A 24538-nucleotide genomic window follows, 5' to 3' on the forward strand; every position below is an offset into this window, starting at 1 on the left:
GTGTCCTACCTTTCTTATTTATGAAAATCTTTTTCCGATAACAGGGATTTTCTTTAAATCTTGCTTATGAATAGCTTTCATTACCCAAAGTAAAAGGAAGTATATAGCTCCTCCAACGATGATGGCAATAGTCAGATAGCCCATTGCCCACATACGAGACCAATGTGTAAAATCAAGCCAAAGCGTTGGTAAACCAACGGCTGCTCCCATTACGATCGAAGACACAATCATTTTCACCGTATCTTTTCCAAGAACAGTAAAGCGAATCATACGATATATAAAGACAGTATTCACAATAAATAACACAAAGTACACCAATAAAGTTGCATAGGCAGCACCATCTAGACCAAATGCTTGAATGAAGAAGATGTTCGCAAACACCTTCAGAACAACGCCACTTAAAATAATAAGAGCGCCTGTTTTAGCAGCATTCATTCCCTGTAAAACACCAGTTCCGAGAAGAGTCAGAGATGTAAAGACCGAGCTAAGGTTAATCATCGCTAACATTAAGCTTCCCTCTAAGTCCTTGAAAAGAGCCAGATTTAAAGGCAAGGTTAAGGCTAGCAGTCCAATAGCAGCCGGCCATGATATTAGATGAGTCATACGATGTGTTCGCTCAATAATGCTGCGTGTTTCATCCATTTTACGTTCTGCAATCTTAGTAGTAATGAGTGGCACAAGCGGTAAAATAATCGAAGACGCAAATACAGTCGTAATTTGAACTAATGTCAGCCCGCGACCATATATTCCGTAAAGGAAGCTAATTTCACTTGCGTCAGCTCCTGCATTTCTCAAGCCATATGTGACTGTAAATGAATCCACAAAGTTAAAAAGAGCCATTGTAACAGAACCAATTGCAATTGGAATGGAGATCTTTAAAATAGTCTTACTATATGTGGAGAAATCCTTGCTAGAATATTTATCCTTGCTCGTTACTTTTACCGAAGAACGGAAATATTTATAGAGTAAATAAACAAGTGAACCAAGTGCCCCAAGGACAGAACCAGCCATAATTCCACCAGCTACGATATCATTTGAATAATCCATCGCAACTAGGAAGTACGCAACAATTAGAATTAATGCAACTCGAACTAACTGTTCAATTACTTGAGAGATAGCAGTAGGTCGCATATCTCCAAAGCCTTGGAAAAAGCCACGATAGACGGCCATATAAGGGGCCACAAGTAATGTCAGTGCCACAATAATTAACGCAATTTCTGTTGATGGTCCACCAAGTGCATTCGCTATCTGTGCTGAAAAACCGTAAATGATTGTAAAACTAATGACGCCAAATGATAGGGCAAGGATTCTTGCGGTCACATAAATTTTCTTTATTTTGGCAGTATCCTTACTTGAGTTGGCCTCCGCAATCAATTTAGAAATAGCAATAGGGATACCCGCAACAGATAAATACAAAGCTACCATATAGACAGGATAGACAAGACTGAAAATACCCAGTACTTCGTCACCAGCAATATTTTGAAGGGGTATACGGAAAATACTTCCGATTACCTTAGAAAGTAATGTCGCGATGGTTAAGACGAGTGTACTTTTGACAAATGTTGATTGACTCATTTTGCTGTGCCCTGCCCTCTAAGCTTTAATGAGAAAACCTTTAAAGCAAAACGTGGAAGAACAAGCATTCTTATAAAACGACTTGGCTGGCGTAGTAATCGATAAAGCCACTCAAGATTTAACTTTTGCCAAATGACTGGTGCACGCTTCACGGTGCCAGCGATGACATCGAAGGAGCCACCTACACCAATAAATACTCCTTTTGAAAACTTGTCCAGATTTTCAGTAATCCATTTTTCCTGTCTCGGTACTCCTAAAGCAACAAACACCAAATCAGGTTGTAATGCTGCGATATCGTCGGCAATATGATTGTTATTCCAATCAAAGAAGCCATCATGATAGCCGACAACTTCAACATTTGGATAATTCTTATGAATATTGGCAATGGTCTTTTCAATTGTTTCTTTTTGTGCGCCCAATAAATAAATTTTAAAGCGCTTTTGTTGACCAACCTCCAACAGTTTCACCATGGTATCATAGCCTGTCACACGCTCTGGAAGTGAATCTCCAAGGATTTGAGCAGCCTTAACCACACCGATGCCATCCGCACAAATGTAGGTTGCCTGATTTAAATATCCCTTCACAGTAGGATTTTCATTTGCCTGCATGACAACTTCAGGATTGGCTGTCACAACGAAAGTTTTTTCTTGCTGTTCAATACGATTAACAAGTAAATCTACAAACCCCTGCTGACTAATATGTAAAAAGGGTACGCCCATAATCGTTACATGCCTCATATAGTGTTCAAACCTTTCTGTAATTCCTTTTTCACTGCAATCTATCATACCATAAAAGCAATATTGACAGGAAATTTTCGATAATAGTTCACCTATTGATATAGGCTGCATAAAAGGGGATTCATCGTTATAAAAAGGATAATCCCATTGCACAATACAAGAAAATTAAACTAAAAAATGCACTGATTTTTAGGAGGAAAAGGTGTTGATCCTAAAAGGGCGATTTGAGTTTCTTCTATTATATAGTGTTTTATATTATTGCAATGAAGACAACAAAAAGAGTGCGAAACAATATCGCACTCTTTTTTAGATGATCGTAGAAAATCATTTTTTTACAATATAATCGCCGTGCACCCAGCCGGTTTTGCCATTATAGATAACCTGATACCAGGCACCATTCTTTATGAATTCGCCTTTATCATCTACTGCACCAATAATAAAGCCGTTTGGTTTAACTGTACCTAGTATAGCAGCTGTTGTTGACGGTTCGCTTCGAACATTGAGCGTGATGTTCATGTTAACAATCTGTAAACCATTTTCTAGCTGAACATAATCATCAAACACCCAGCCCTCTTGTCCATTTACACTTATTTTGAACCAACCACCATTTTCTCCAAGTACTTTGAAGGATGTATCTTTAGGTAAATTCGTCATAATGGATGCAGCATCTGCAGTATTTGGATACGTTCTCATATTGAGATTAGTAGTAGCCTTTCCGATTGCCCCAGCTATATAGGAATCTAAAGCATATTGCTTCGTAGGGCTTGGTAAAGATGGAGCGGAAGGCTGACCCTGATAAGCAGGAACATCAAACACTAAATTCGTTGTCGTATGTGCACCAACTAATTCATAAATATCATAAATCTTTTTCGCCTGAATAACTGCCCACATTACATGTGTAGCATATTGATGGACGGTTGGATTATCAGGGTTCCAGCGCATTTTATATAACGTGTCTTGTCCTTTACTAATATACTGATCCTTGACAAATTGAGCTCCACCGATAATTGCATCCTGCACGGTAAACCACCCATTTGTATAAGCACGCTCAGCACCAAATTTATTAGCATCTGCATCAATAGCACCAATACCATAAGCATTATACGTTTTCTTAATAGCGGTTAAATTGTCTCTATTTTCAGGAGTGACCATCACTGGCTTTCCACCCGTATCTAAGCCTACCTCAATTCCATTCATAAGCGCAGAGGCACCATTAGCTGTTTCATGTAAAGCATGTGATACCAAATAGATAGCATTTACATTGTTATCGACACCCGCCTTAATAAAGGCATCAGCCATACCTGCTAAGCTTCCTTTATTAGCAAGTACCTTGTCATTTAGTTCCTTGGCATTCAGATTATTGACCACAGTGGATAATTTTAAAAATTGATAAAAAGATGGGCTTTCCTGCATAACGCTCTTTGGGTGTACATAGTATGACACTAGTGCGTCGCTAGCAGTAAAAATGCCAGCACCGTCGACCTTTGGATTATTGGCAGTTTGTTTATTAACCACCGAGGAATAGTCAGATGAGTAATTCGTCGTTATATATTCCTTTCCACCAGTTTCTGGTGCTTCTAAATGAATTAAACGATAGAGAACGGTCGCTGCTTCAGCACGAGTTGTTTGTGCAAGCGGTGCAAATTGATTACTTGGCTTCCCTACAAGTAGCCCTGATGATACGACAGCTTGTACATCAGCATAGGCCCATTTGGCGATACGAGCATTGTCACTAAAGTTAATAGGGGAGGAAGATGTAAGGATGTTTTGATAATTGAGAGCTCTTTTTAACATAGCCGCCATTTCCTGACGATTAATATGTGCGTTCGGGTTGAATTTACCCTGCTCGTCACCTTTAATCAGACCATGATAGCTCGCTTGCTCGATTACTCCGTAGTACCAGTCGCCTTTCTTTACATCTGAGAAGGTTGCTTGACTAGAAGCAGCTGGCAAGTTAAGCGTTCTGACTAGAAATGCTGCGAATTCAGCTCGAGTAACAGCATCGTTTGGACGATAATTGCCAAACTCGTCACCCTTCATTAAATCGTTCGTAATAAGATAGTTCATTTCATGATAGGCCCAGTGCTTCGAAATATCTTCTGCTGAAGCGGTAGTAGGCGCAAGATAGAGCATTCCTGCAAGCACTGCCCCGTAAAGAGGAAATTTTCGTTTCATGTTTCAAGCTCCCTTCAATAGCTGATAATTGTTCTATCAAACTACCAAAAGTGTAACACAAAAAAAGGTAATCTATTATTACAACATAGGGACAGATAGAGTTAACTAGCATTTAATAATGAAGAAACTCTTAAAAAGAGAAGGAAAGAGGTGGAATTCGCTAAAAAACTCTACCTATGTTTCTGTTTCTTTACAAATATAACTAAAATATTACGGGAATCTTTAATTTTTGACAATTTAGTAACCATTCCAGAAAATGCTTGGTTATTATGGAGAGTCAGGTATAATAGGAAATGGAACTATATGTTACCAATACAATTGAGGGTAAAATTAGTTGGAAGAAAATAGCCGTCTAGTAAATACCATGGTAAAAAAATCTTCTATATCTAAATTTATGTCCCAATGCTTGAATTTCGGAAAAGATAATGTTATATTATTGTAGAAAGTGAATAAGCTTACTAGAATGGTATTCTACTACTCTTTTTCTAGTAACTTTACTAAGAAAATTTGCTTTAGTTTTGAATTATTCGAGAAAGCTATAATACATAAATTTAGGCAACTAATTATGGTGATACTATAGTTTTCATCGGAATAATATCAATTTTTAGGAATATTAGGGAGGAATAAATTAATGGCAAAGCAAAACAAAGGCCGTAAGTTCTTCGCGGCATCAGCAACAGCTGCATTAGTTGCATCAGCAATCGTACCTGTAGCATCTGCTGCACAATTAAACGACTTCAACAAAATCTCTGGCTACGCTAAAGAAGCAGTACAATCTTTAGTAGACGCTGGTGTAATCCAAGGGGATGCTAACGGCAACTTCAACCCACTTAAAACTATCTCACGTGCGGAAGCTGCTACAATCTTCACTAATGCTCTAGAATTAGAAGCAGAAGGTGATGTAAACTTCAAAGACGTTAAAGCTGATGCTTGGTACTACGATGCTATCGCAGCAACTGTAGAAAACGGAATTTTTGAAGGTGTAAGTGCTACTGAATTCGCACCAAACAAACAATTAACTCGTTCTGAAGCTGCTAAAATTTTAGTAGATGCTTTCGAATTAGAGGGTGAAGGCGATCTAAGCGAATTCGCTGACGCTTCTACTGTTAAACCATGGGCTAAATCTTACCTAGAAATCGCAGTTGCAAACGGCGTTATCAAAGGTTCTGAAGCAAATGGTAAAACAAACTTAAACCCAAATGCTCCAATTACTCGCCAAGACTTCGCAGTGGTATTCTCACGTACTATTGAAAACGTAGATGCTACTCCAAAAGTTGACAAAATCGAAGTAGTTGACGCTAAAACTTTAAACGTTACTTTATCTGACGGTACTAAAGAAACTGTTACTTTAGAAAAAGCTTTAGAGCCTAACAAAGAAACAGAAGTTACTTTCAAAATTAAGGATGTTGAATACAAAGCTAAAGTTACTTATGTTGTAACTACAGCTACTGCAGTTAAATCTGTATCTGCAACTAACCTTAAACAAGTAGTAGTAGAGTTCGACGGTAAAGTTGATCCAGCTACAGCTGCTGAAGCAGGTAACTATTCTCTTACTGGTGCTAACGATCCTGTAGTTGATACTGCAGTAGTTTCTGAAGATGGTAGCACTGTAACTTTAACTGTTGTTGACAAACTTGAGAACCAATCTGAGTATAAATTAGCTGTAAACAACATTAAAGCTGGCGATAAAGTTATCAATGCTAAAGATTTAAAATTCAAGCCACTTGATAATACAGTGCCAACTGTAGCTAAAGTAGAAGCTTTAGGTAACAAAACTATTCGCGTACACTTCAGCGAGCCAGTAAAAGCTGCTCAAACTTCACAATTCCAAATTGATGGTAAAGTAGTTGTTGGTTCAATTCAAACTAACTTAAACACTGTTATCATTAAATTATCTTCTACTTTAACAGATGGAGAACACACTCTAACTGCTGAAGGTACTGAAGATTACAACAACTTCAAAACAGTGAAAGCTGACACTAAATTCAACGTTGTTGAAGATAAAACTGCTCCAACTGTATCAGTTGTAAGTGCTTCATTTGAGAAAGTAGTTCTTAAATTCTCTGAGCCAGTTGAACAAGTATTTGCTTCTAACATTTATTGGATGCAAGGTGGATCTAAAAAGCAAGCTGCATCTGTAAAACAACTTGCTGATGATAAATATGAATTCACATTTACTGGTGACAATAAACTTGTTTATACAACAGATTTATTTGTTACTAACGTAAAAGACTACTCTGGTAACGTAATTGATAAAGATACTAAAGTTCAAGTAACTCCTGTAATCGATCAAACTCGTCCAGAAGTAATTAGCTCTACATTTGTTAAAGATTCTAACAACAAACAAATCACTATCAAATTCACAAAATCATTAGATACAGATATCGCTAAAAAAGCTGCTAACTATGTGATTAAAGATAAAGATGGTAAAGTACAACCAATTTCTAGTACTGTAAATGTATCAAAAGATAAAGAAGTTACAATTACATTACTAGGTTCTTTAAAAGATAATACTGATTACACTTTAAGTGTAAATGGTGTAGCTGATAACACTACATTGAAAAATGTAATGCTTCCATACACTACAACTTTATCTGTAAAAGATGTAACTGCTCCTAAATTAGTATCTGTTACTCAATTAAACAATAAACAAATTTATGTTGCATTCAATGAAGCAATGGCTACAAGTGGAGACGGTTCAATCGTTGATATTGATAAATATACTGTAACTGGTCCAGATAATAAAAAAATAACAATTGCATCATTTAATGTGACTCAAGATTCAAAAGGAGTTATTCTTAACTTCAGTAATCCAATTCCTGAAGTTACAACACCTCTTAACCCTAACTACAAAGTAAAAGTACAACTAGTTAAAGATTTAGCTGGAAATTACTTAGAGGGATTACAGGGAGAATTAGTTGTTGATAGACAACAAACTACTATTATTAACTCAGTTGAAGCTACTGCAAAAAATAAAGTAGAAGTAGAATTCTCTAACCCAATTCAATCACTAGTACAAGGTGATTTCACTATTACTGGTTCTGAAATTGCTCATAATGAAATTTCTGCTGATGGTAAAACAGTAACATTCACTTTAAAAACAGATTTAGCTGAAGATGCTAAAAAAGATGGTAATGCAGTTACATTAGCTGTTAAAGCATCTCCTTCAACTGTTGATGTTTTAGGTAAAAATATCACAGGTGGTGTATCACCAACTGTTGTTGACAAAATTGCAGCTACTGTTGATACTGAAAAAATTACTGCTGTTCAAAACAGAGACGATCAAATTAAAATTACTTTCAATGAAGCTGTTAAACTTACAGCTGGTGGTAAACCAGAGTCAGATTTCATTGTAAAAGATGGTCTAAAATCATCAGGTAATAACGTTAAAGTAGATAAAGTTGAAGTAGATACAACAGATGCTACTAATAAAACTCTTATCTTAACTCTAGAGAAAAGTTTAGTTGCTGCTACAGTTGAAGTTACTAACCCACGTTTTGTTGAAGATTTAGCAGGTAATATCATTGCTAAAATTGAAGCAACTTCTGTGGAATTAGATTCAAAAGGTGCTGCAACAACACTTGAAGCTGCAAAAACAGCTTTAAACACTTCAATTGCTACTGCAGATACAACTGCAGCTGCTCCTGCTACTGAAGGTAAAGCAGTAGGTAACAAAGTTGAAGGTTCTAAAGCAGCTTTAACAACTGCTATTACTACTGCAAAAGCAGTTAATCCAGCGACAGCTACATTAAAACAATTAACTGATGCAAAAGCAGATTTAGATGCAGCTGTTACAAAGTATAATAATGCTGTAGTTGTAGCTATTACACCTGCACTAGGTAATGTAACATTAGCAGCAGTTAATGACACAGACTCAAATACTACAGTTGCACTTGCTACAGGTGAAACTCTTGAAGTTATTTCTGCTGATTCAACTAAAGTGAATGCTGTAGTTGATTCAGGAAATAAAGTTAAAGTAACACACGTAGCTGCTGGTACTTCAGTAATCACTGTTAATGTACTAAATGCTGAAGGTAAAGTAGTTAAAACTGGTACTTTCACAGTTACAGCTTCTTAATAAAACTAAACGAAACGTTACTCTATAAGCTAATTCATTCAGTGAAATGAGTGGAAGTGAAAACCCCATGTTTTGCATTAAGCAATAAATATGGGGTTTTCTTTCTAACTATTACTTCCAGTTAACAGGTGAAAGTCCTGTTCTTGTAAAACAGTCAGTCTACAAGTACCTAATCCTCCTGCATCCAGTGCTGTGCTGAATCACACAAAAGGGATGAAGTCAGGTGAAGTCGTACCCGGTGGTACCGGGGCGGGGTTCTTTAAAAGATTTCTATGGTTAGGCAGACGAATCCATGTAGGCAGGGTAAGCTAGTGTATGGTGCGAAATAAAGCTAGGAGCTCACTGTACATCCCTATAGTCGAAATACTATAGTGGCGATCGATGAATTGACTGTTAAACCGGTCGTTCTTATTCCTGGATAGTGGAAACCTAAGGAAATCAAAATAAGGGATGGAAGTAGTGGAACGTTTGAAGTCTTGTTAGAAGAGGTGTGTCAGCACTAGTGAGGCTAATAAGATGGCAGCGGGTTTGTAGTAGTGTAGATTGCTAGCCGTTTGGACTTGTATGGTAACATATGAGAAGGGTAAAACTAGCAGGAGCGAAGAAACCCAGTCAGTGGTAAATCTATAAGAAACTTATTTCCCCAAATTTGTTTCTTTAAAAGTTAAATTCAGAGGCAATCATATTATATGATTGTCTCTTTTTTATTTTGTATCTATTCTATGTAAGAAAGTAGAAAGTAGAAAGTAGAAAAATCCTAATTTTATTTAGTATAGAGAAATTCCTTGTAGTATTTATTTTAATTTCTTATCTTACCCAATGTTATTTGCTTTTTTAGTACAATTCTTGTCTTAATAGACTAATAACTATGCAATAGAAAACTCTTGAAAATTTAACTCATAAAAATGCTTGAATAACTTTAATGAAAAAAGGAGATGAATAAGTAAAAATCATTAGGTAGGTTAAATATGGAATTTTATAAAGAAAAAGAAATCTTTTGCTACAGTTGTCGTAAAAAAACTATATTTACTTATAGAGATACGTATAGAAAGAACGGGGTAGACAGTCATTGTAGTGAATGTTCAGGGATTTGGTTTGAATGGCAAAATAGAGCAGTTGAGAGGGAAATGGAAAAGTGGATTGAATATAATAAACAGCTTATCAAATGACTGATAGGTTGTTTATCAATATTTAATCGAGAAGTTTATATTAGAGGCTCTGTAAAGAAAGTGCGTTGCTTTGAAATGTAATTTGAACAAAAATGCCTTGCAATCCTTTATTTTGCGTTAAATAAGAAGAATCCCTTTTGAAAAAAGATTGATCAAAAGGGATTCTTCTTTAGCAGTTTTAAGTTAGGTTTTATAAGTTTGATTATTTCTACCTGTGTTGCTCCAAAATCGCGCCCTTTAATGGAATAACTAAACTTCATTTTGAGGTTTTTAAGTGCGTTTCCAAACATTCATTTGAGAGCGTTCTTGAGGGTTAATTTGTATTGTTTATACATCTTTTTCACACTAAAAGAATAAACCTATTTTTGCTTACTTTCTTTTTCAGTAGAGCAATTCATAAGAAAGGACTTACCTTCGGGTGGGTCCTTTTCTTTTTTCTATCACTTTCCTGTGTGATTCTTTTTTAGTTTATTTAGAAACTGCATATATTCCCATCCAAAGAAGAACCTCCTAAACTACTTTCATTTAGGAGGTTCTTCTTTTATTGATCTATTTTACCGGCAGCATGTTGGAACTGTAAACCTATTTATAATATTTTTTAAAATTTATCAAATTTTCTATGATAGCTGTTACATTACTAATATTACAATTTATTTACATACTATAGATACTATAAAAATAGTGCATTAACATTACTATGTTTACATATATATTGTAGTGGGGAAATAAGTTTTGAATATTTAGACTATTGATGGCACGCCGTATGCGATGAAAGTCGCCTGTACGGTGTAGGCCCAAACCGAAAGCCCAGATAGAGAGATGTGGTATAAGGTGGGAATGGCAATGAACAGTTTATTTTGTCGTTAATGCATTCGAACGACACGCATGCTAATCTAGCGAATATCGCTAGAAAGGTAACCGCTGTGAAGGAGGTTAGAGCTAAAAAACCAAACGCAATACTATTAGATGCTGGTGATGTTTTCTCGGGAACTTTATATTTTAACGAATTTAAAGGACAAGCTGATTTAGCGTTTATGAATTTAATGAAGTATGATGTCATGACTTTCGGGAACCATGAATTTGATTTAGGCGCTACTCCTGAGGGACATCAAGCCTTAGTTGATTTCATTAAAGGCTCGCAATTCCCATTCGTTTCTTCTAACATTGATTTTTCAAAGGACACAAAGTTCACAGGTTTATTTACGGACCTTATCTCTAGTGAGCCTCAAAACGGAAAAATCTACAATGGAATTATTAAAGAAGTGAATGGAGAGAAAGTAGGTATTTTCGGATTAACAACGGTTGAAACGAAAGATATATCGTCTCCAGGCAGTATTGCGTTTGAAGATTATATTACAGAAGCCAAAAAAGCAGTCAAAGCCTTTGAAGATAAAGGTGTTAATAAAATTATTGCCTTAACGCATATTGGTTATGATGATAATCCAGCGTATGATAATGATCAAATTTTAGCAAAATCTGTTGAAGGAATTGATGTGATTGTAGGCGGGCATAGTCATACCCAGCTAGATAAACCTGTTGTGGTAGATAAAAATATTGCTGGACAAGCAAAGGATGCTACATTGATTGTTCAAGCCTATCAGTACAATGATTATTTAGGAACTTTAGATGTTACCTTTAATAACAAAGGGGTTGTCGTTGCGCATAATGGGGCTTTGTTAAAAGTAGCTGATTATGTAGAGGATGGGCAGGCGCTTGCAACATTAAAACCATTTAAAGATAAAGTTGAAGAGCTTTCTAATACAGAGACTGGGGCAACTGCAATTATTGCCTTAGATAATCCTCGAACAGGTGGAGATAATATAAAACCAAGTGTTCGAAAAAATGAAACTCCATTAGGCAATTTAATTACAGATGGAATGCTAAAGAAGGCTAAACAGTATAACAATGATGTCATTATGGCACTTCAAAATGGTGGGGGTATTCGAGCTGGTATTAATCAGGGGCCCATTACAGTGGGTGAAGTCATAACGGTACTTCCTTTCGGTAATACTTTAGCGACGATGAGCCTAACTGGCAAAGAATTAAAAGAAGCTTTAGAAGTGAGTGTTGGACAATACCCAGCTGAAAATGGTGGTTTCTTACATGTTTCAGGTGCAAAGGTTGAGTTCGATTCAACTAAAGCAAAAGGTCAACGAATTGTTAAAGTTTCATATATGGATGGACAAGGGAAATATGTAGAGATTCAGGATAATGTCACGTATACAATAGCTACAAATGCGTTTACAGCTAAAGGTGGAGATGGCTATGATGTCTTCAAAAAAGCATACGAAGAGGGCCGTGTGACCGATTTAGGTTTATCAGATTGGGAAAACCTTGCTGAGCATATTACGTCTCTTGGCACAGTCAATCCAAAAGTTGAGGGAAGAGTTGTAGACGTTTCCAACAGTCAAGTACCTGACGAAAATATTGCTGAAACTGAATTCTCCGGCACAGTTACTACCCCAAAAGTATATGAAGGCAATGTAACAGTTGATATTAACAATATTTCAATCTTAGAAAATGCTGTAGTGAAGGGTCATTTAATCATAACAGGTACTGTCATAAATGAATTATCATTTGTAAATGTAAAAGTAGAAGGAAATCTAGATCTTTCCAAAATAGATGTTGATAAAGTGGATTTCGATGGAATCACAGTGAATGGAGAAACAATTCTATAAGTTGATTTGCAAAGCCTTCTATTCAGAGAGTAGAGGCTTTGCTATTAATTTTTACAAAAAACCTTCCTAAAATTGAAAGGAGAATTGACTTGATGTCCAAGAAGAATTGGAAAAAACCTGTAAATGTCTTTTTAGCAACCACACTAGTAGCAGGCGTTGTCGCACCAGTAGCACCACTTACAGTAAAAGCTGAAACATTTGCAAAGGATTTAATTATTTCAGAGTATATTGAGGGAAGTTCATTTAATAAGGCAATTGAAATTTACAATGGTACGGGCTCACCGGTGGATTTAAGTAATTATACATTAGAGCTTCATACAAATGGTGCAGAGGCCGCTGATAAAACAATGAGTCTATCAGGTGTTTTAGATAATGGAGCAACGTATGTTGTCTATCATAAAGATGCTGATGCTACTATAAAAGCAAAAGGGAATCTTGAAAATTCGATTGTTATCAACTTTAATGGCAATGATCCAATCGTCTTAAAGAAGTCCTCGGAAATAATTGACTCAATTGGACAGGTTGGCTCTTCAGCAGATTTTGCAAAGGACGTCACATTAGTAAGAAAAAGCTCAGTCCTTTTTGGCGATACGAATATCTCTGACACGTTTAATTCAGGTTCAGAATGGACGACATTCCCCAATAATGATTTTTCAAATCTAGGACAGCATACAATGGATACAAATGTTGACCCCGAAAATCCAGGGCCAGTCGACCCAACGGACCCTGAAGTACCGGTTACTCTGTCGATTGGTGAGGCAAGAGCGAAAGGTATTGGGGAAACAGTAACGATTAAAGGTAAAGTAGCAGCGACCTTGAAAAATACAATCTCTGTTCAAGATGAAACCGGTGGTATCGCTGTTCGACCTACTAGTCTAGCTATGACAGTTGGGGACGAAGTAACGCTTACAGGTAAATTAGCCGACTATAGAGGGTTATTACAATTAGATAGTGCTACAATTATTGAAAAGGTTGAAAATACCGGTGCACCCATACCCAAATTAGTAACAGGTGCTCAAGTAAGTGAAGAGAATGAATCACAGTTAGTAACAGTAAAGAATGTAACGCTAACAGATGTGAATCAACAACCAGGCTTTGCTAATTTTACGGCAAGTGATGGTACTAATTTTATTGTGCGTGATGAAACAAATACTCTTGGATTGACTAAAGATACTATCTATGAATCCATAACGGGGATTGTTCAAGAGTTCGATAAAGCTTATCAAGTGATTCCAAGATCAAAAGCGGATATCGTCGCTGATAGCTCTACTTTAAAACCTGCTATCGCATCACCTGGAAGCGGGACATTTATTGGAAAAACTAGCGTTACGTTGACTACAACTACGGCAGAAGCGGAAATTTATTACACAGTAGATGGTTCTGATCCAACTGTTGAAAGTCAAAAATATGAGGCACCGATTGATATTACTGAAACTACTATATTAAAAGCAGTGGTCAAAGCGAAAGACGGTACTTTAAGTGAAGTGGCTACGTATGAATATACGCTTACTGATAAATTACAAATTCATGATATTCAAGGTGCTAGTCATACCTCTTCGTTCAATGGTAAAACTGTTGAAGGAATTGAGGGAATCGTAACCTACTCCTTTGCATTAGGAGGAAACAATTATTATACAATTCAAACTCCTGATGAATGGATAGATGATGACCCGAATACATCGGAGGGAATTCTTCTATATAGCGGAAACAAGAAATTACCACTCAGCGTCGGTAACTTAGTTTCCGTGAAAGGACAAGTAAGTGAGTATGCTTATGATGGATACGATGATAGGCAGCAAACAGATTTAAAAACAACACAAATTAATGTTCGGGACGATCAGGGTGGAAAAGTAGATGTTATAAAAACTAGTGTTGCCTTACCAGAACCTATTAAAATCGATCCATTAAAAATGTCTTTCAGTAACATTGACAGCGATCATCTGCAAACGTTCAACCCAACCATCGACGCCATTGATTTTTGGGAAAGTATTGAAGGTATGCGTGTTGAAGTAGGGGATGTAAAAGCTGTTTCACCACAAGAGCATGGTGATTTAGTAACGGTACTAAAAGATGAGCAAACAAATACTCTCCATGGTGGTGTTCGGTTTGAAGAGGGTAATGCAAATCCAAATAGAATACAATTTCGTCTAGAACCTAATGGCACTGCACGTGATTTTGAAGTAGCGACAGGTGATACCTTTAAGGGTCCTATTACAGGTATTGTCGGTTATTCCTATCAAAACTTTAAAATTTATGTTCCATTAGATGAAATGAAAGCAGCTCATCAAAAAGGATCTACATCACCGGAGAAAACAAAAATTGTAAAAGCTGATGATAAACTAACGATTGCTTCATACAATCTAGAAAATTTCTCCAATAATAAATCGTCCACAACTGACGATAAGGCGAGAAAACTAGCAAGAGCTATCGGGATTGATATGAAAAGCCCAGATATTGTTGGTGTAACAGAGGTACAAGATAATAACGGGGCAACTGTAGGTGATTCGAAGGCAGATCAAAGCTATAAAAGATTAATTGACGCTATTAAAGCAGCAGGTGGCGTCGACTATCAGTATGTTAATATCGATCCAATTAACAATCAGGATGGTGGCGCACCTAACGCAAATATACGCGTGGGCTTCCTTTATAACCCAGATCGTGTGAAGCTGAAGGAGGGCTTGCCAACAGGTAATGCTACTACAGCAGTGGGCTATCAAGATGGAAAATTAACATTGAATCCAGGACGTATTGATCCAACAAATGCAGCGTTTAATAGTAGCCGTAAACCATTAGCTGCTCAATTTGAATTCCAAGGGGAAGATGTAGTAGTCATCGCAAACCATTGGAATTCAAAATCAGGTGACACACCATTGTTTGGTGCAATACAGCCACCTCAAAATGGTAGTGAGGTACAACGCAAAAAAATTGCAGAAATTGTTTATGATTTTGTCAAAGACATTAAAACAAACAATAAGGATGCAAATATTGTCTCTTTAGGTGACTTTAACGACTATCAATTTGCAGAGGCTCTTAAAATTCATGAAGGTCAATTAATGACCAATATGATTAATAAAGTAGACGACTCTGATCGTTACACATATGTGTATCAAGGGAATTCACAAGTATTAGACCATATTTTAGTATCCAATAATTTAGTCAATAAAACTGAGATTGATATCTTGCACATAAATGCAGACTTTACAGATATGGCTGGACGTGCAAGTGATCATGATCCAGTCATGGTTCAAATTGATTTGAAAAACGGTTCAAGTGTTGAACCAATACAGCCTGAAACAATCTATAATTTTAAGAACTTTAAAACTGATAAATTGACGATTACGAAACCGAGTGTGGCAGTACATTTAGATGCTCAATCTGTTATTACAAAGGGTATATTCTTAAAAGGCAACTATGCTGAATTACATGGTGAAGGATTTAAGACAACGGATGTAATCATAAATCCTGATAAAGCAGGAGCAATTATTGATCTAAAAGGTAATGCTATGAAATCTATAACGATTGACGGTTCAAATGTGAAAGAAATTAGAGGGGCTGACAAAATTGATATCCCATCAATAAAATTTATAAATGGTGCGGCTCCTGAGAAAATCAAATTTACGAATTCAAAAGGGGATCCCATTGTGGATCCTTCTTTACCGTCTGAAAATAAGCAACCTACTATTAAAAAGCCTATTACAAACAAAGCGGTAGCAGTTGGAGAAGTCATTAATATTCAATTAACAGATCATTTCTCTGATCCAGATGGTGATGAATTATCGTTTACGGCTACAAAAGGTTCTATAAAAGGAAAGATCCTCACGCTCAATTTAACAGAGGGCAGTCATATTGTTGGGGTGACGGCTTCAGATGGCAAAAAAAGTGTGACTACAAATTTCAGTGTGACAGTATCTGCAGCCAATGATTATTATGCTGGTGCATTGAATAAAGATGGACAGGCATTAAAAAGTGCGCTTCATGACATCATTTCGAAGCAAAAAGTACTTTCTTATAATGAAGTTTGGAACGCCATAAAATATACAGATGAAGATCCAAATAATACAAGTAATGTCATCTTATTTTACTCTGGAAAATCTAGCTCCAAAACAAATAGCGGCGGAAATGTAGGGAACTGGAATAGAGAGCATACTTGGGCAAAATCCCATGGTAATTTCGGAACTAGTAATGGACCTGGAACAGATATTCATCATTTACGCCCAACGGATGTGCAGGTTAATAGCTCTAGGGGTAATTTAGACTTCGATAATGGCGGAAGTCCAGTGACTGGTTGTACGGGTTGTCTGAGGGATTCCGATTCGTTCGAACCACCGAAACGTGTAAAAGGTGATGTTGCTCGAATACTGTTTTACATGGCTACGCGTTATGAGCCAGGAGATAAGGTTGATCTTGAATTAAATGATAAAGTAAATAATGGATCGGCACCTTACCACGGCAAACTTTCTGTCTTATTGCAGTGGCACAAGGATGATCCAGTAGACGACTATGAAAGAAAAAGAAACAATCGAATTTATGAAATCCAAGGTAATCGTAATCCATTTATCGACCATCCGGAATGGGTAGAAATGATATGGAAATTAAAATAATTCATATGATGCTATATATTTTTCTATGTTTTAAGTCAAAACATGCAATCAATGAAATCAATAACTATTATAAGCACTCTCAGTTGAGGGTGCTTTCCTTATATCGCCATCGTCCACCCCGGTTAAGCTTTATTCCATATTCTAGGAATAAAGCTTTTTTTAATACAAAACACGAGAATAATCCACCATTTTCTCCAGGCTATGTAACTTTTTTAAATAAAAAGAGTCTACTTAATAAAATAGTTTACTAGTTGTTCTAATAATATCGGCCAATCTAGTTACCTATCAAATACTATCTATATATATCGGTATGAATTGCATAGAAAGCAGCTACATCTTTGCTTTAAAATTTGCTTCAAGGGAGGGTATATATAAGGATCTATTAAGGAAGAAAATAGTTTGCAAGAAAATATACTGGCATTTTGGAATAACATTTACTTCATATGAAGCTTTTGAAGGAGAGAGGTTAGAACTCTAGTACCGAATTCTACTTTTTTCGATAAGAATCCCACATTTTGGGGTTTTTTCATGTTAAGATGATAAAGACAATTGAATGTGAAAAAAAGGAGATTAGCATGTTTAAGAAACTAAGGAATACATGTATTGTATCAGCGGTTGCTTTGGCTACAATTTTACCTGGACAAGCATCTGCAACAGCAATTAGTAACAATGGAATTCAGATAAAAAACAATGTTTCGATTACAATTAATGGAGAGACGATTAGTGTCTATGATCCTATTTTAAATAAATCGGATTTCTTATTATTGCCAATGCGTGCTTTATATGAAGCGATTGGTGCGAATGTGGATTGGAATAAAGAAACACAGACAGCGTCAGCTACTCGTAACGGGAAGATTGTGGATTTAAAGATTGATTCGATGACGGCTTTAGTAGATGGACAAGAAGTGGCGATGGATGTCGCACCGTTCATGCATCAAGATCGTACTTATATGCCACTGCGTTTCGTTAGTGAAAACTTTGATGGTAATGTTCATTGGGACCCAGAAACACAATCGGTAGATATTACGATGTCAGATGATCTGCCTGAAACGCCTCAGGAAGACCCTTATATTTTACATATCAATAACAAACGTATCGTGATGAAAGATCCTATTATTATGAAGGATTCAAGATCTTATTTACCTGCTAGCTATATCCATGATTATTTAGATGATTCTGCGGGTGCATGGCTCCCAGACAATTCCTTTGAATTACAAATTGCTGGGATGAGCTTTGTTTTCAAAGATAATAGCAATGAGGTTCTTGTGAATAACGAAACGGTAACATTAACAGAAAAACCGTTTATTCAAAAAGGAAAAATGTATGTGCCTATTACGTTTCTTGTGAATGCGTTAGGCGGAAATTTACGTTATATCAGTGATAAAAAAGAAATGTATATTTACGTTTACCGTTATATGTACACAAGTTCATTCCTTGAAAAATCTTATGGCTCTACATCATCGCCAGCAGCTGTACCTTCTGCTCGTTTAGAGGGAGATCGTGATTTATTTATTAGTGATAATCCTGAAACGTTAACGCGTAAGCTTGTCCCAAAGAACAATGTGACGCTTTCGCAATATGACGTGAACTCAACGGCAGTAACGAATAAGCATCGTGTCTTTGGTTGGCATTACAATACACTAGGCACAGATGTCAATATTGGGATTACGGTTCAAAACAAATCTACGACAGAGAGTATTAAAGTTGTAAATTCAAGAGGTATTAATCAAAAGACAGGTAATAGCTGGGTAGGGCATGATATTGGTTTGACAATTGCTGATGCTACCTTAAATAACAAGCTTAAAAAATCAGAAAGTAGCGGAATTGTCATTGCACCAGGAGAAACAAAGGTCATTGAAACATACGATCTACACCATGAATATATTATTGGTTTTTTACATGATTTAGATATTCAAGCGGTCAATGGTGGAAAACCAGAGTATATGATTCGCACAGTGCTTACAAAAGACAATAGTGATTTAACAACGATTCAATCGGAGCAGGTTGCCATCGATGAGTATGCGAAACATCCAAGAGGTGCTTGGCCAAGCGCTACAATTCTAGCAGAGCTACCAGCCTATACAGTAGATTCGCCAGAAGTCGGCTATAACATTTCGAATGGCCGTACTGACCATTTACAAACAGCTGAAAATTCATTTTCACAAATTAATGGAGCAGTCGGAAATCCAGGTCATTTCGGTATGAACTACAAGGTGTCAATCCCTGTTGTAAATCCAACTGGGTCTACAAAAACGATTAAGCTGAAACTTGCTGGTCGCGGAGGCTTATACAGTGGTGCAATTAAGGTGAATGGTAAGGTCCATTTAGTGCCTTCTTTACGAGTAGGAGAAGAATATGTGGAGTTGCCTGATTACGAAATGAAAGGTTCATCAGGTACGATTGAATTAGAACTAATGCATGCTGGTGGTGTCAATCTTCCAGTAGCAATCTATGTAGAAACAAAATAAAGAAGTCACTGGCACGGGTCATACGACATGACTTCGTGCCATACTTTGATTAATTCGGAGTGAAGAAATTGGCAAGAAAATTAGTCTCAATTGTTGTAGTTATGTTCGTGCTTATGTTAACTGTTAGCCCCCTCAACGGGCAAGCAGCCGGTTTTGGTAATAAAGTGAGTGAAGTGAAAACAGAGGTATCCCCACAAGTAAATCACTTACAGCAAACCTATACTTCAGGCTCTATCCGTCAGTTTGTAAATGTTTTAGATGTAAATTTAAATAATACATATACAAAACTAGAAATTGGGATGCCCAATCCTATTAATTCCCTAAAAACGACATCAGCTATGGCGAAGCAAAACACGTATGATGGCCATCGTGTTGTTGGAGCTGTTAACGCTTCATACTTTTTAGGAAATGGTATGCCCGCGAACTTGTTAGCGGAAAAGAATGAAATTGTCAATTATGGTATTTTGGGAGATACGTATGAAAGCCCGACTCAAAAGCCAGTTGCATTTGGCTTATCTAAGTCAGGGAAAGCGATAGCAGATTATTATACAACGAATCTCTCCTTTCAAGTAAATGGAAAAACATATCCTATTGATCTCATTAATAGTGAACGAGGAACAAATAAAAACGTTTTATATACGCCAGAAAAAAAGACAACTGGTACAAATGCATGGGGGTTAGAACTAGTAGTGTCAGGTGCTAGCCAAGATACAAATACTTTGCATTTCGGTGATCAATTCTCAGGCACAGTTTCTCATGTAACGACGTATGGTGCAGAAGGAAACTCATCTGTACCAGCGGATGGTTTTGTTATTTCAGTACAAAATAAAGAATTAGCCGCTGAATTAAGCAATATTTCGGCAGGTACAAATATCGATGTCAGCCTGTCGATTGATCAAAAATGGATGGATGCTCAATTCATTTTAGCTGCAGGACCAATGCTTGTGCGCAATGGTCAAGTTGATATTTCGATGCCAACAAATTCTGGCTTTGCTTCGACACGCAGTCCTCGTACAGCAGTAGCGGTAGATGCTACAGGTACAAAGGTGTCACTTATTACAATTGATGGTCGTTTAAGTGGCCATAGTAATGGTGTTAACTTATCAGATTTAGCTTCACATTTAATTTCAATGGGGGCTACTTCGGCTATTAACTTAGATGGTGGCGGTTCTACAGCGATGGTCGCGCGCAATCCAGGAGGGTATTTCGCCAATCTTGTGAACAAACCGTCTGAGGGAAGTGAGCGTCGTGTATCGGCTATTTTACAGGTCGTTAATACAGCACCACCAGGGAATGTAAAATCTATTACGCTAAATAGTGTTGGTCAAGTCATGAAAGGTTCATCTGTAGATATGCAGGTAGCGACTGCTTATGATCAATACTTAAATCCGATGACCATCAATCCGACAAGTATGAAGTGGTCAGTTGAAGGAAATATTGGCAAGATGGAGGGTGCAACCTTTACAGCTACTCAAAAGGGTGAAGGGAAAATTATTGGAGAATATGGAGGTATTCGTACGTCCATAGCTGTTTCTGTAATAGATTTAGCAGAAAAGCCTATTGTGCTAGATAGCTTTGATAGTGTGTCTTCTTGGACAACGGAAGTAGCAAAGGCGAATGCTTCATTAGCAAACTCAAAAGAGTATGCGAGACAGGGAACAGCTAGCATGCAATTAAACTATGATTTTACAGTAGCGGGCACAGGAACAAAGGCTGCCTATATGGTTGCTAAAACACCTATTGCTATGTCAGGTCAGCCTAAAAATATCGGTGTTTGGGTATTTGGCGATGCAGGTAAGCATTGGCTAAGAGGCGTTGTCGTAGATGGATCAGGAACTAAGCACACGATTGATTTCACAAGTCAGGGCGGTCTAGACTGGAATGGCTGGAAATACGTAACGGCTGATATTCCAAGTAATCTAGCAACACCATTGAAATTCGAACGTTTATATGTTGCTCAACCAACAGCTTCTCTTCAAAAGAAAGGTCAGCTGTACTTCGATCAATTACAGGCTGTCTACAAAGATAATCATGAAGAATTAGTTTATACGGATGTGAACAAAGGACATTGGGCGTTCTCTGAAATCCAAAGCTTATACAATAAATCGCTGATTAAAGGTTACTCAAATGGTACTTTTAAGCCAGAAGCGTCCATTACACGTGCAGAGGCAGCTACAATCATTGCCAGAGCACTGAATCTATCAACAACAAAGGATTCTAGCTTTAAAGATGTAAGTAAAGGTCATTATGCATATAGTGCCATTGCAGCAGTCGAGCAGGCTGGCATTATTAAAGGACAAGAAGCAGGGAAGTTCAATCCAAACGGACAGCTTTCACGTGCAGAGATGGCAGCGATTTTAACAAGAGCCTACAAATTAACAGGTACAAGTAAAGTTTCCTTCACAGATGTTAAATCAACACACTGGGCATACAGCAATATCCAAGCACTTGTGGCGAATGATTTAACAGGAGGTTTCCCAGATAATACATTTAGACCAGATGCACAAATTACTCGTGCTCAATTTGCAAGCTTCTTAAATAGATGCTTATCACTAAAATAAACATGAAATACCCCCTGTAATAGCTACAAGGGATATTTTCATAAAAAAAGTCCGCCCATCTCTAGAGAGAGTGAGGCGGATTTTGCATTTAGAAAACAATGTATTTCATATATTGCTTCCAAGTTAACTCTTTAAACTGCTTCCAATGCAATTTCTCAATAGGTAAAGTACGGAAGGTGTAGGCTTCTATATTGCGCTTCTCATTAGAGAGCATTGGTGTTCCTTCATCGAGATAGTCCGAGAAAATAGCTGATTGAGTCGTATTAAATTGGACATTAATATCTATCAATTGGATTTTCCCATCCTGATTAATGATATGGAGCTTTTTATTTCCTCTTTTTGTTGTCGCTAACCACGATTTATCGACTTTATAAGAATCGAACGCTTCATTGACAATAATGGAGGCTTTACCAGTTGTTGAAAACGGTACTTCCTCTATTGGCGCATCTTGTTGCAGTACTACTTCATAATTTGTTGGATGCGGAAGGTTTGTTGTTTTAGCTAATTCATTTGCCCAAAATGTTTCATCATTTGTAGCAATCATTTGCTTGTCTAAAACGATACCAGATAATGCATCTTTGACATGTTTCACTTTAAAATCAACCGTTTGGCCTTCCTGTACTTTTTGCCATTCTTTTTCTGACAAATAAGCATACATGGCTTTTTCATTCGAATAGATTTCGAAGGTTAAGGCACCAGCTTCTTCTTTCACTACTGACACTACACCATCTATAGGACTGACAATGCCTTGACGAGACTCTATTTGTGTAATTTGCGCTTCAATGAGTGCAATTTGACGATTTGTTTCAGCAATATGTCGATTTAACAGGGCAACTGCTGTCGATAGCGAATTTTGTTGAGCAAGCTCTAATTTTAATGTAACAGACAATCTATCATTGATTTGATCGGTATTAATAGAGCTTTTTGGATTCGAATCGTCGTATTCGTCTTCAATTTGATCAAGTGCATTTTGTAAATCATTTAATTCTGTTTCATAGGCAGTGCGTTCCGATTCAAGCTTTGTAAGCTCCTCGTCTACTTCATCTGTTTTAAAGGTAGCGAGTAAATCATTCATCATCACTTCCTGGCCACGTTTTACATTGACAGCGGATAACTTTGTTGCATCAGCTGTAATCGTATATGTCTCGGCGGGTGCCACAATGGTATCCTTATTGACACGCTCCGTATTCGTACCTATATAAGCTTTCTGAAATTCATCAATAAAGTAGGATCGTGTCACGGTGCTATCTTCTTTGAAAACAAAATAAGCATTTATACCGATTATGAGCATCGCCACCACAATACCTATACTTGTCCATGGTCTTGCCTTGATAAATGCCATTATCCTAACCCCCTAGCAATCCATTCTTTAATGGGTAGCACACTAATCATGCCCACAAATAAGGCCATAAATAGTTGTAAGCCAATCAATTTGACTACTAACATTTTTCTACTAGCTTCTTCCTCCCATTTCGACAGGAATAGATACTGCACAATAATGATTAAAACGGTCGTTACCGTCAATTGATTGATTGTAAATAACACGAAGTCAGTTTTAATGACCTGTAAGGCAGCGGGAGCCAAAGAAAAGAATGAAAACATCGTTGTATAGCCCACCCCATAAAAAACAGCAAAGAGAATTGCTTTTTCAATGAGCAGAAAGGCAACAACGTAAAGCTGGACTTTTTTTATCCAAGTATAAGGAATGTCCGTTAATAGATGTAATAGATAGGTAACACCGTAATAATGGAAGCAAAAATAAATGATCGCCCATAAAATGGCACCGAGCATGGAAAGTACGCGTGCCACATAGTATTCATTTTGTAAATCCATTGCAAATAAGGACGTTAAATTTTCTGTCCCCATTCCCCAATATTCGCGAGTAGCAAACAATAGGATGAAAAGGATGAACACCGTTAATGCACGTTTTTTATATCCGATGATCTCACCTTTTTCTACGATGTTTGTAAAGTAGGTAGGGTTTTTTAAGCTATGCCAAAACTTATAATGGTAAAACATAAACAGCGTCCTTTCTTCCAAAATAGGATATCAAAGATGTAGTATACACCTTGTAAAGACATTATGACATATGAAAATAGCTGTTTTTTTCCAATAATTTCGTTGAAAAAACGTATTTCGTCATTACATGTCGATGGATGAAAAACATTCCTAATATCAATTACACCTCGGCGGATTTGTGTCACATTTTTTCACAATTACTCGTCAAAAATCTGTAGTATCTGCCAGAGGACTTCTTATGATTCAATAGACGTTGGAAATCCGAAGAATCAAGATAAATCTATTGTATAGTATAATTGAAATAACTTCCTGTTTTTCTAGCTAGTAATTTTGAAAAACTACTTTTGACGTCCATTATTTTGTAAATATAATAGAATGGCTTGAAAACGTGTAATTTACACCGATACTAAAGTAATGATTAATTATTTACGTCTCTGCGTATTTATGTCCAGATTTTTTCGATTTTGCTCGAAATAA

General features: G+C 36.9%; 10 protein-coding genes. 5 read left to right on the plus strand and 5 right to left on the minus strand.

Annotated features, from left to right (window positions below; genetic code table 11):
* Positions 1 to 18: 18 nt before the first annotated feature.
* The 3 genes from MKX57_RS02855 to MKX57_RS02865 form a co-directional block, all read right to left on the minus strand.
* Positions 19 to 1575: a polysaccharide biosynthesis protein gene (locus MKX57_RS02855; RefSeq protein ID WP_008181376.1), complete on the minus strand. Its 1557-nt coding sequence runs from the start codon at positions 1573 to 1575 to the stop codon at positions 19 to 21.
* On the minus strand, positions 1572 to 2312 hold the full coding sequence (locus MKX57_RS02860) for a WecB/TagA/CpsF family glycosyltransferase (protein WP_036127576.1): 741 nt from the start codon (positions 2310 to 2312) through the stop codon (positions 1572 to 1574). The genes MKX57_RS02855 and MKX57_RS02860 overlap by 4 nt, the downstream gene beginning before the upstream one ends.
* A gap of 324 nt (positions 2313 to 2636) precedes the next feature.
* Positions 2637 to 4487 (minus strand): S-layer homology domain-containing protein, encoded by a 1851-nt coding sequence (locus MKX57_RS02865; protein WP_089986963.1) that lies wholly within the window; start codon positions 4485 to 4487, stop codon positions 2637 to 2639.
* Positions 4488 to 5118: 631 nt separating this feature from the next.
* Here MKX57_RS02865 and MKX57_RS02870 point away from each other — a divergent pair.
* The 5 genes from MKX57_RS02870 to MKX57_RS02890 all read left to right on the plus strand — a co-directional run bounded on the left by MKX57_RS02870 (position 5119) and on the right by MKX57_RS02890 (position 22042).
* Positions 5119 to 8565: an S-layer homology domain-containing protein gene (locus MKX57_RS02870; RefSeq protein ID WP_342531890.1), complete on the plus strand. Its 3447-nt coding sequence runs from the start codon at positions 5119 to 5121 to the stop codon at positions 8563 to 8565.
* 2035 nt (positions 8566 to 10600) lie between these two features.
* Entirely contained in the window at positions 10601 to 12412 is a 1812-nt protein-coding gene (locus MKX57_RS02875; protein ID WP_342551107.1) for a 5'-nucleotidase C-terminal domain-containing protein, read from the plus strand.
* A 92-nt stretch (positions 12413 to 12504) separates the two neighbouring features.
* Entirely contained in the window at positions 12505 to 17013 is a 4509-nt protein-coding gene (locus MKX57_RS02880; RefSeq protein WP_342550734.1) for an endonuclease, read from the plus strand.
* Between the two features lie 575 nt (positions 17014 to 17588).
* The gene (locus MKX57_RS02885) at positions 17589 to 19481 is read left to right on the plus strand and encodes a stalk domain-containing protein (protein WP_043990767.1); all 1893 of its coding nucleotides are present in this window, start codon (positions 17589 to 17591) and stop codon (positions 19479 to 19481) included.
* Between the two features lie 59 nt (positions 19482 to 19540).
* Positions 19541 to 22042, plus strand: coding sequence for an S-layer homology domain-containing protein (locus MKX57_RS02890; RefSeq protein WP_255250261.1), 2502 nt, complete (start codon positions 19541 to 19543; stop codon positions 22040 to 22042).
* Between the two features lie 88 nt (positions 22043 to 22130).
* On the opposite strand, the gene MKX57_RS02895 is transcribed toward MKX57_RS02890, so the two are convergent.
* Entirely contained in the window at positions 22131 to 23384 is a 1254-nt protein-coding gene (locus tag MKX57_RS02895; RefSeq protein ID WP_342531900.1) for an HlyD family secretion protein, read from the minus strand.
* Positions 23384 to 24061, minus strand: coding sequence for a hypothetical protein (locus MKX57_RS02900; protein WP_008180873.1), 678 nt, complete (start codon positions 24059 to 24061; stop codon positions 23384 to 23386). Before MKX57_RS02900 ends, MKX57_RS02895 begins: the two co-directional genes overlap by 1 nt.
* Positions 24062 to 24538: the final 477 nt, after the last annotated feature.

Origin of the sequence: Lysinibacillus sp. FSL M8-0216 (assembly GCF_038595555.1) — a bacterium.
GTDB lineage: Bacteria > Bacillota > Bacilli > Bacillales_A > Planococcaceae > Lysinibacillus > Lysinibacillus fusiformis.

Excerpts from the sequence above, each read along its gene's own strand:
- MKX57_RS02880 (WP_342550734.1), top strand. The coding sequence starts at position 12,505 with ATGTCCAAGAAGAATTGGAAAAAACCTGTAAATGTCTTTTTAGCAACC.
- MKX57_RS02900 (WP_008180873.1), bottom strand. The coding sequence starts at position 24,061 with ATGTTTTACCATTATAAGTTTTGGCATAGCTTAAAAAACCCTACCTAC.
- MKX57_RS02885 (WP_043990767.1), top strand. The coding sequence starts at position 17,589 with ATGTTTAAGAAACTAAGGAATACATGTATTGTATCAGCGGTTGCTTTG.
- MKX57_RS02870 (WP_342531890.1), top strand. The coding sequence starts at position 5,119 with ATGGCAAAGCAAAACAAAGGCCGTAAGTTCTTCGCGGCATCAGCAACA.
- MKX57_RS02875 (WP_342551107.1), top strand. The coding sequence starts at position 10,601 with ATGCATTCGAACGACACGCATGCTAATCTAGCGAATATCGCTAGAAAG.
- MKX57_RS02895 (WP_342531900.1), bottom strand. The coding sequence starts at position 23,384 with ATGGCATTTATCAAGGCAAGACCATGGACAAGTATAGGTATTGTGGTG.
- MKX57_RS02860 (WP_036127576.1), bottom strand. The coding sequence starts at position 2,312 with ATGAGGCATGTAACGATTATGGGCGTACCCTTTTTACATATTAGTCAG.
- MKX57_RS02855 (WP_008181376.1), bottom strand. The coding sequence starts at position 1,575 with ATGAGTCAATCAACATTTGTCAAAAGTACACTCGTCTTAACCATCGCG.
- MKX57_RS02865 (WP_089986963.1), bottom strand. The coding sequence starts at position 4,487 with ATGAAACGAAAATTTCCTCTTTACGGGGCAGTGCTTGCAGGAATGCTC.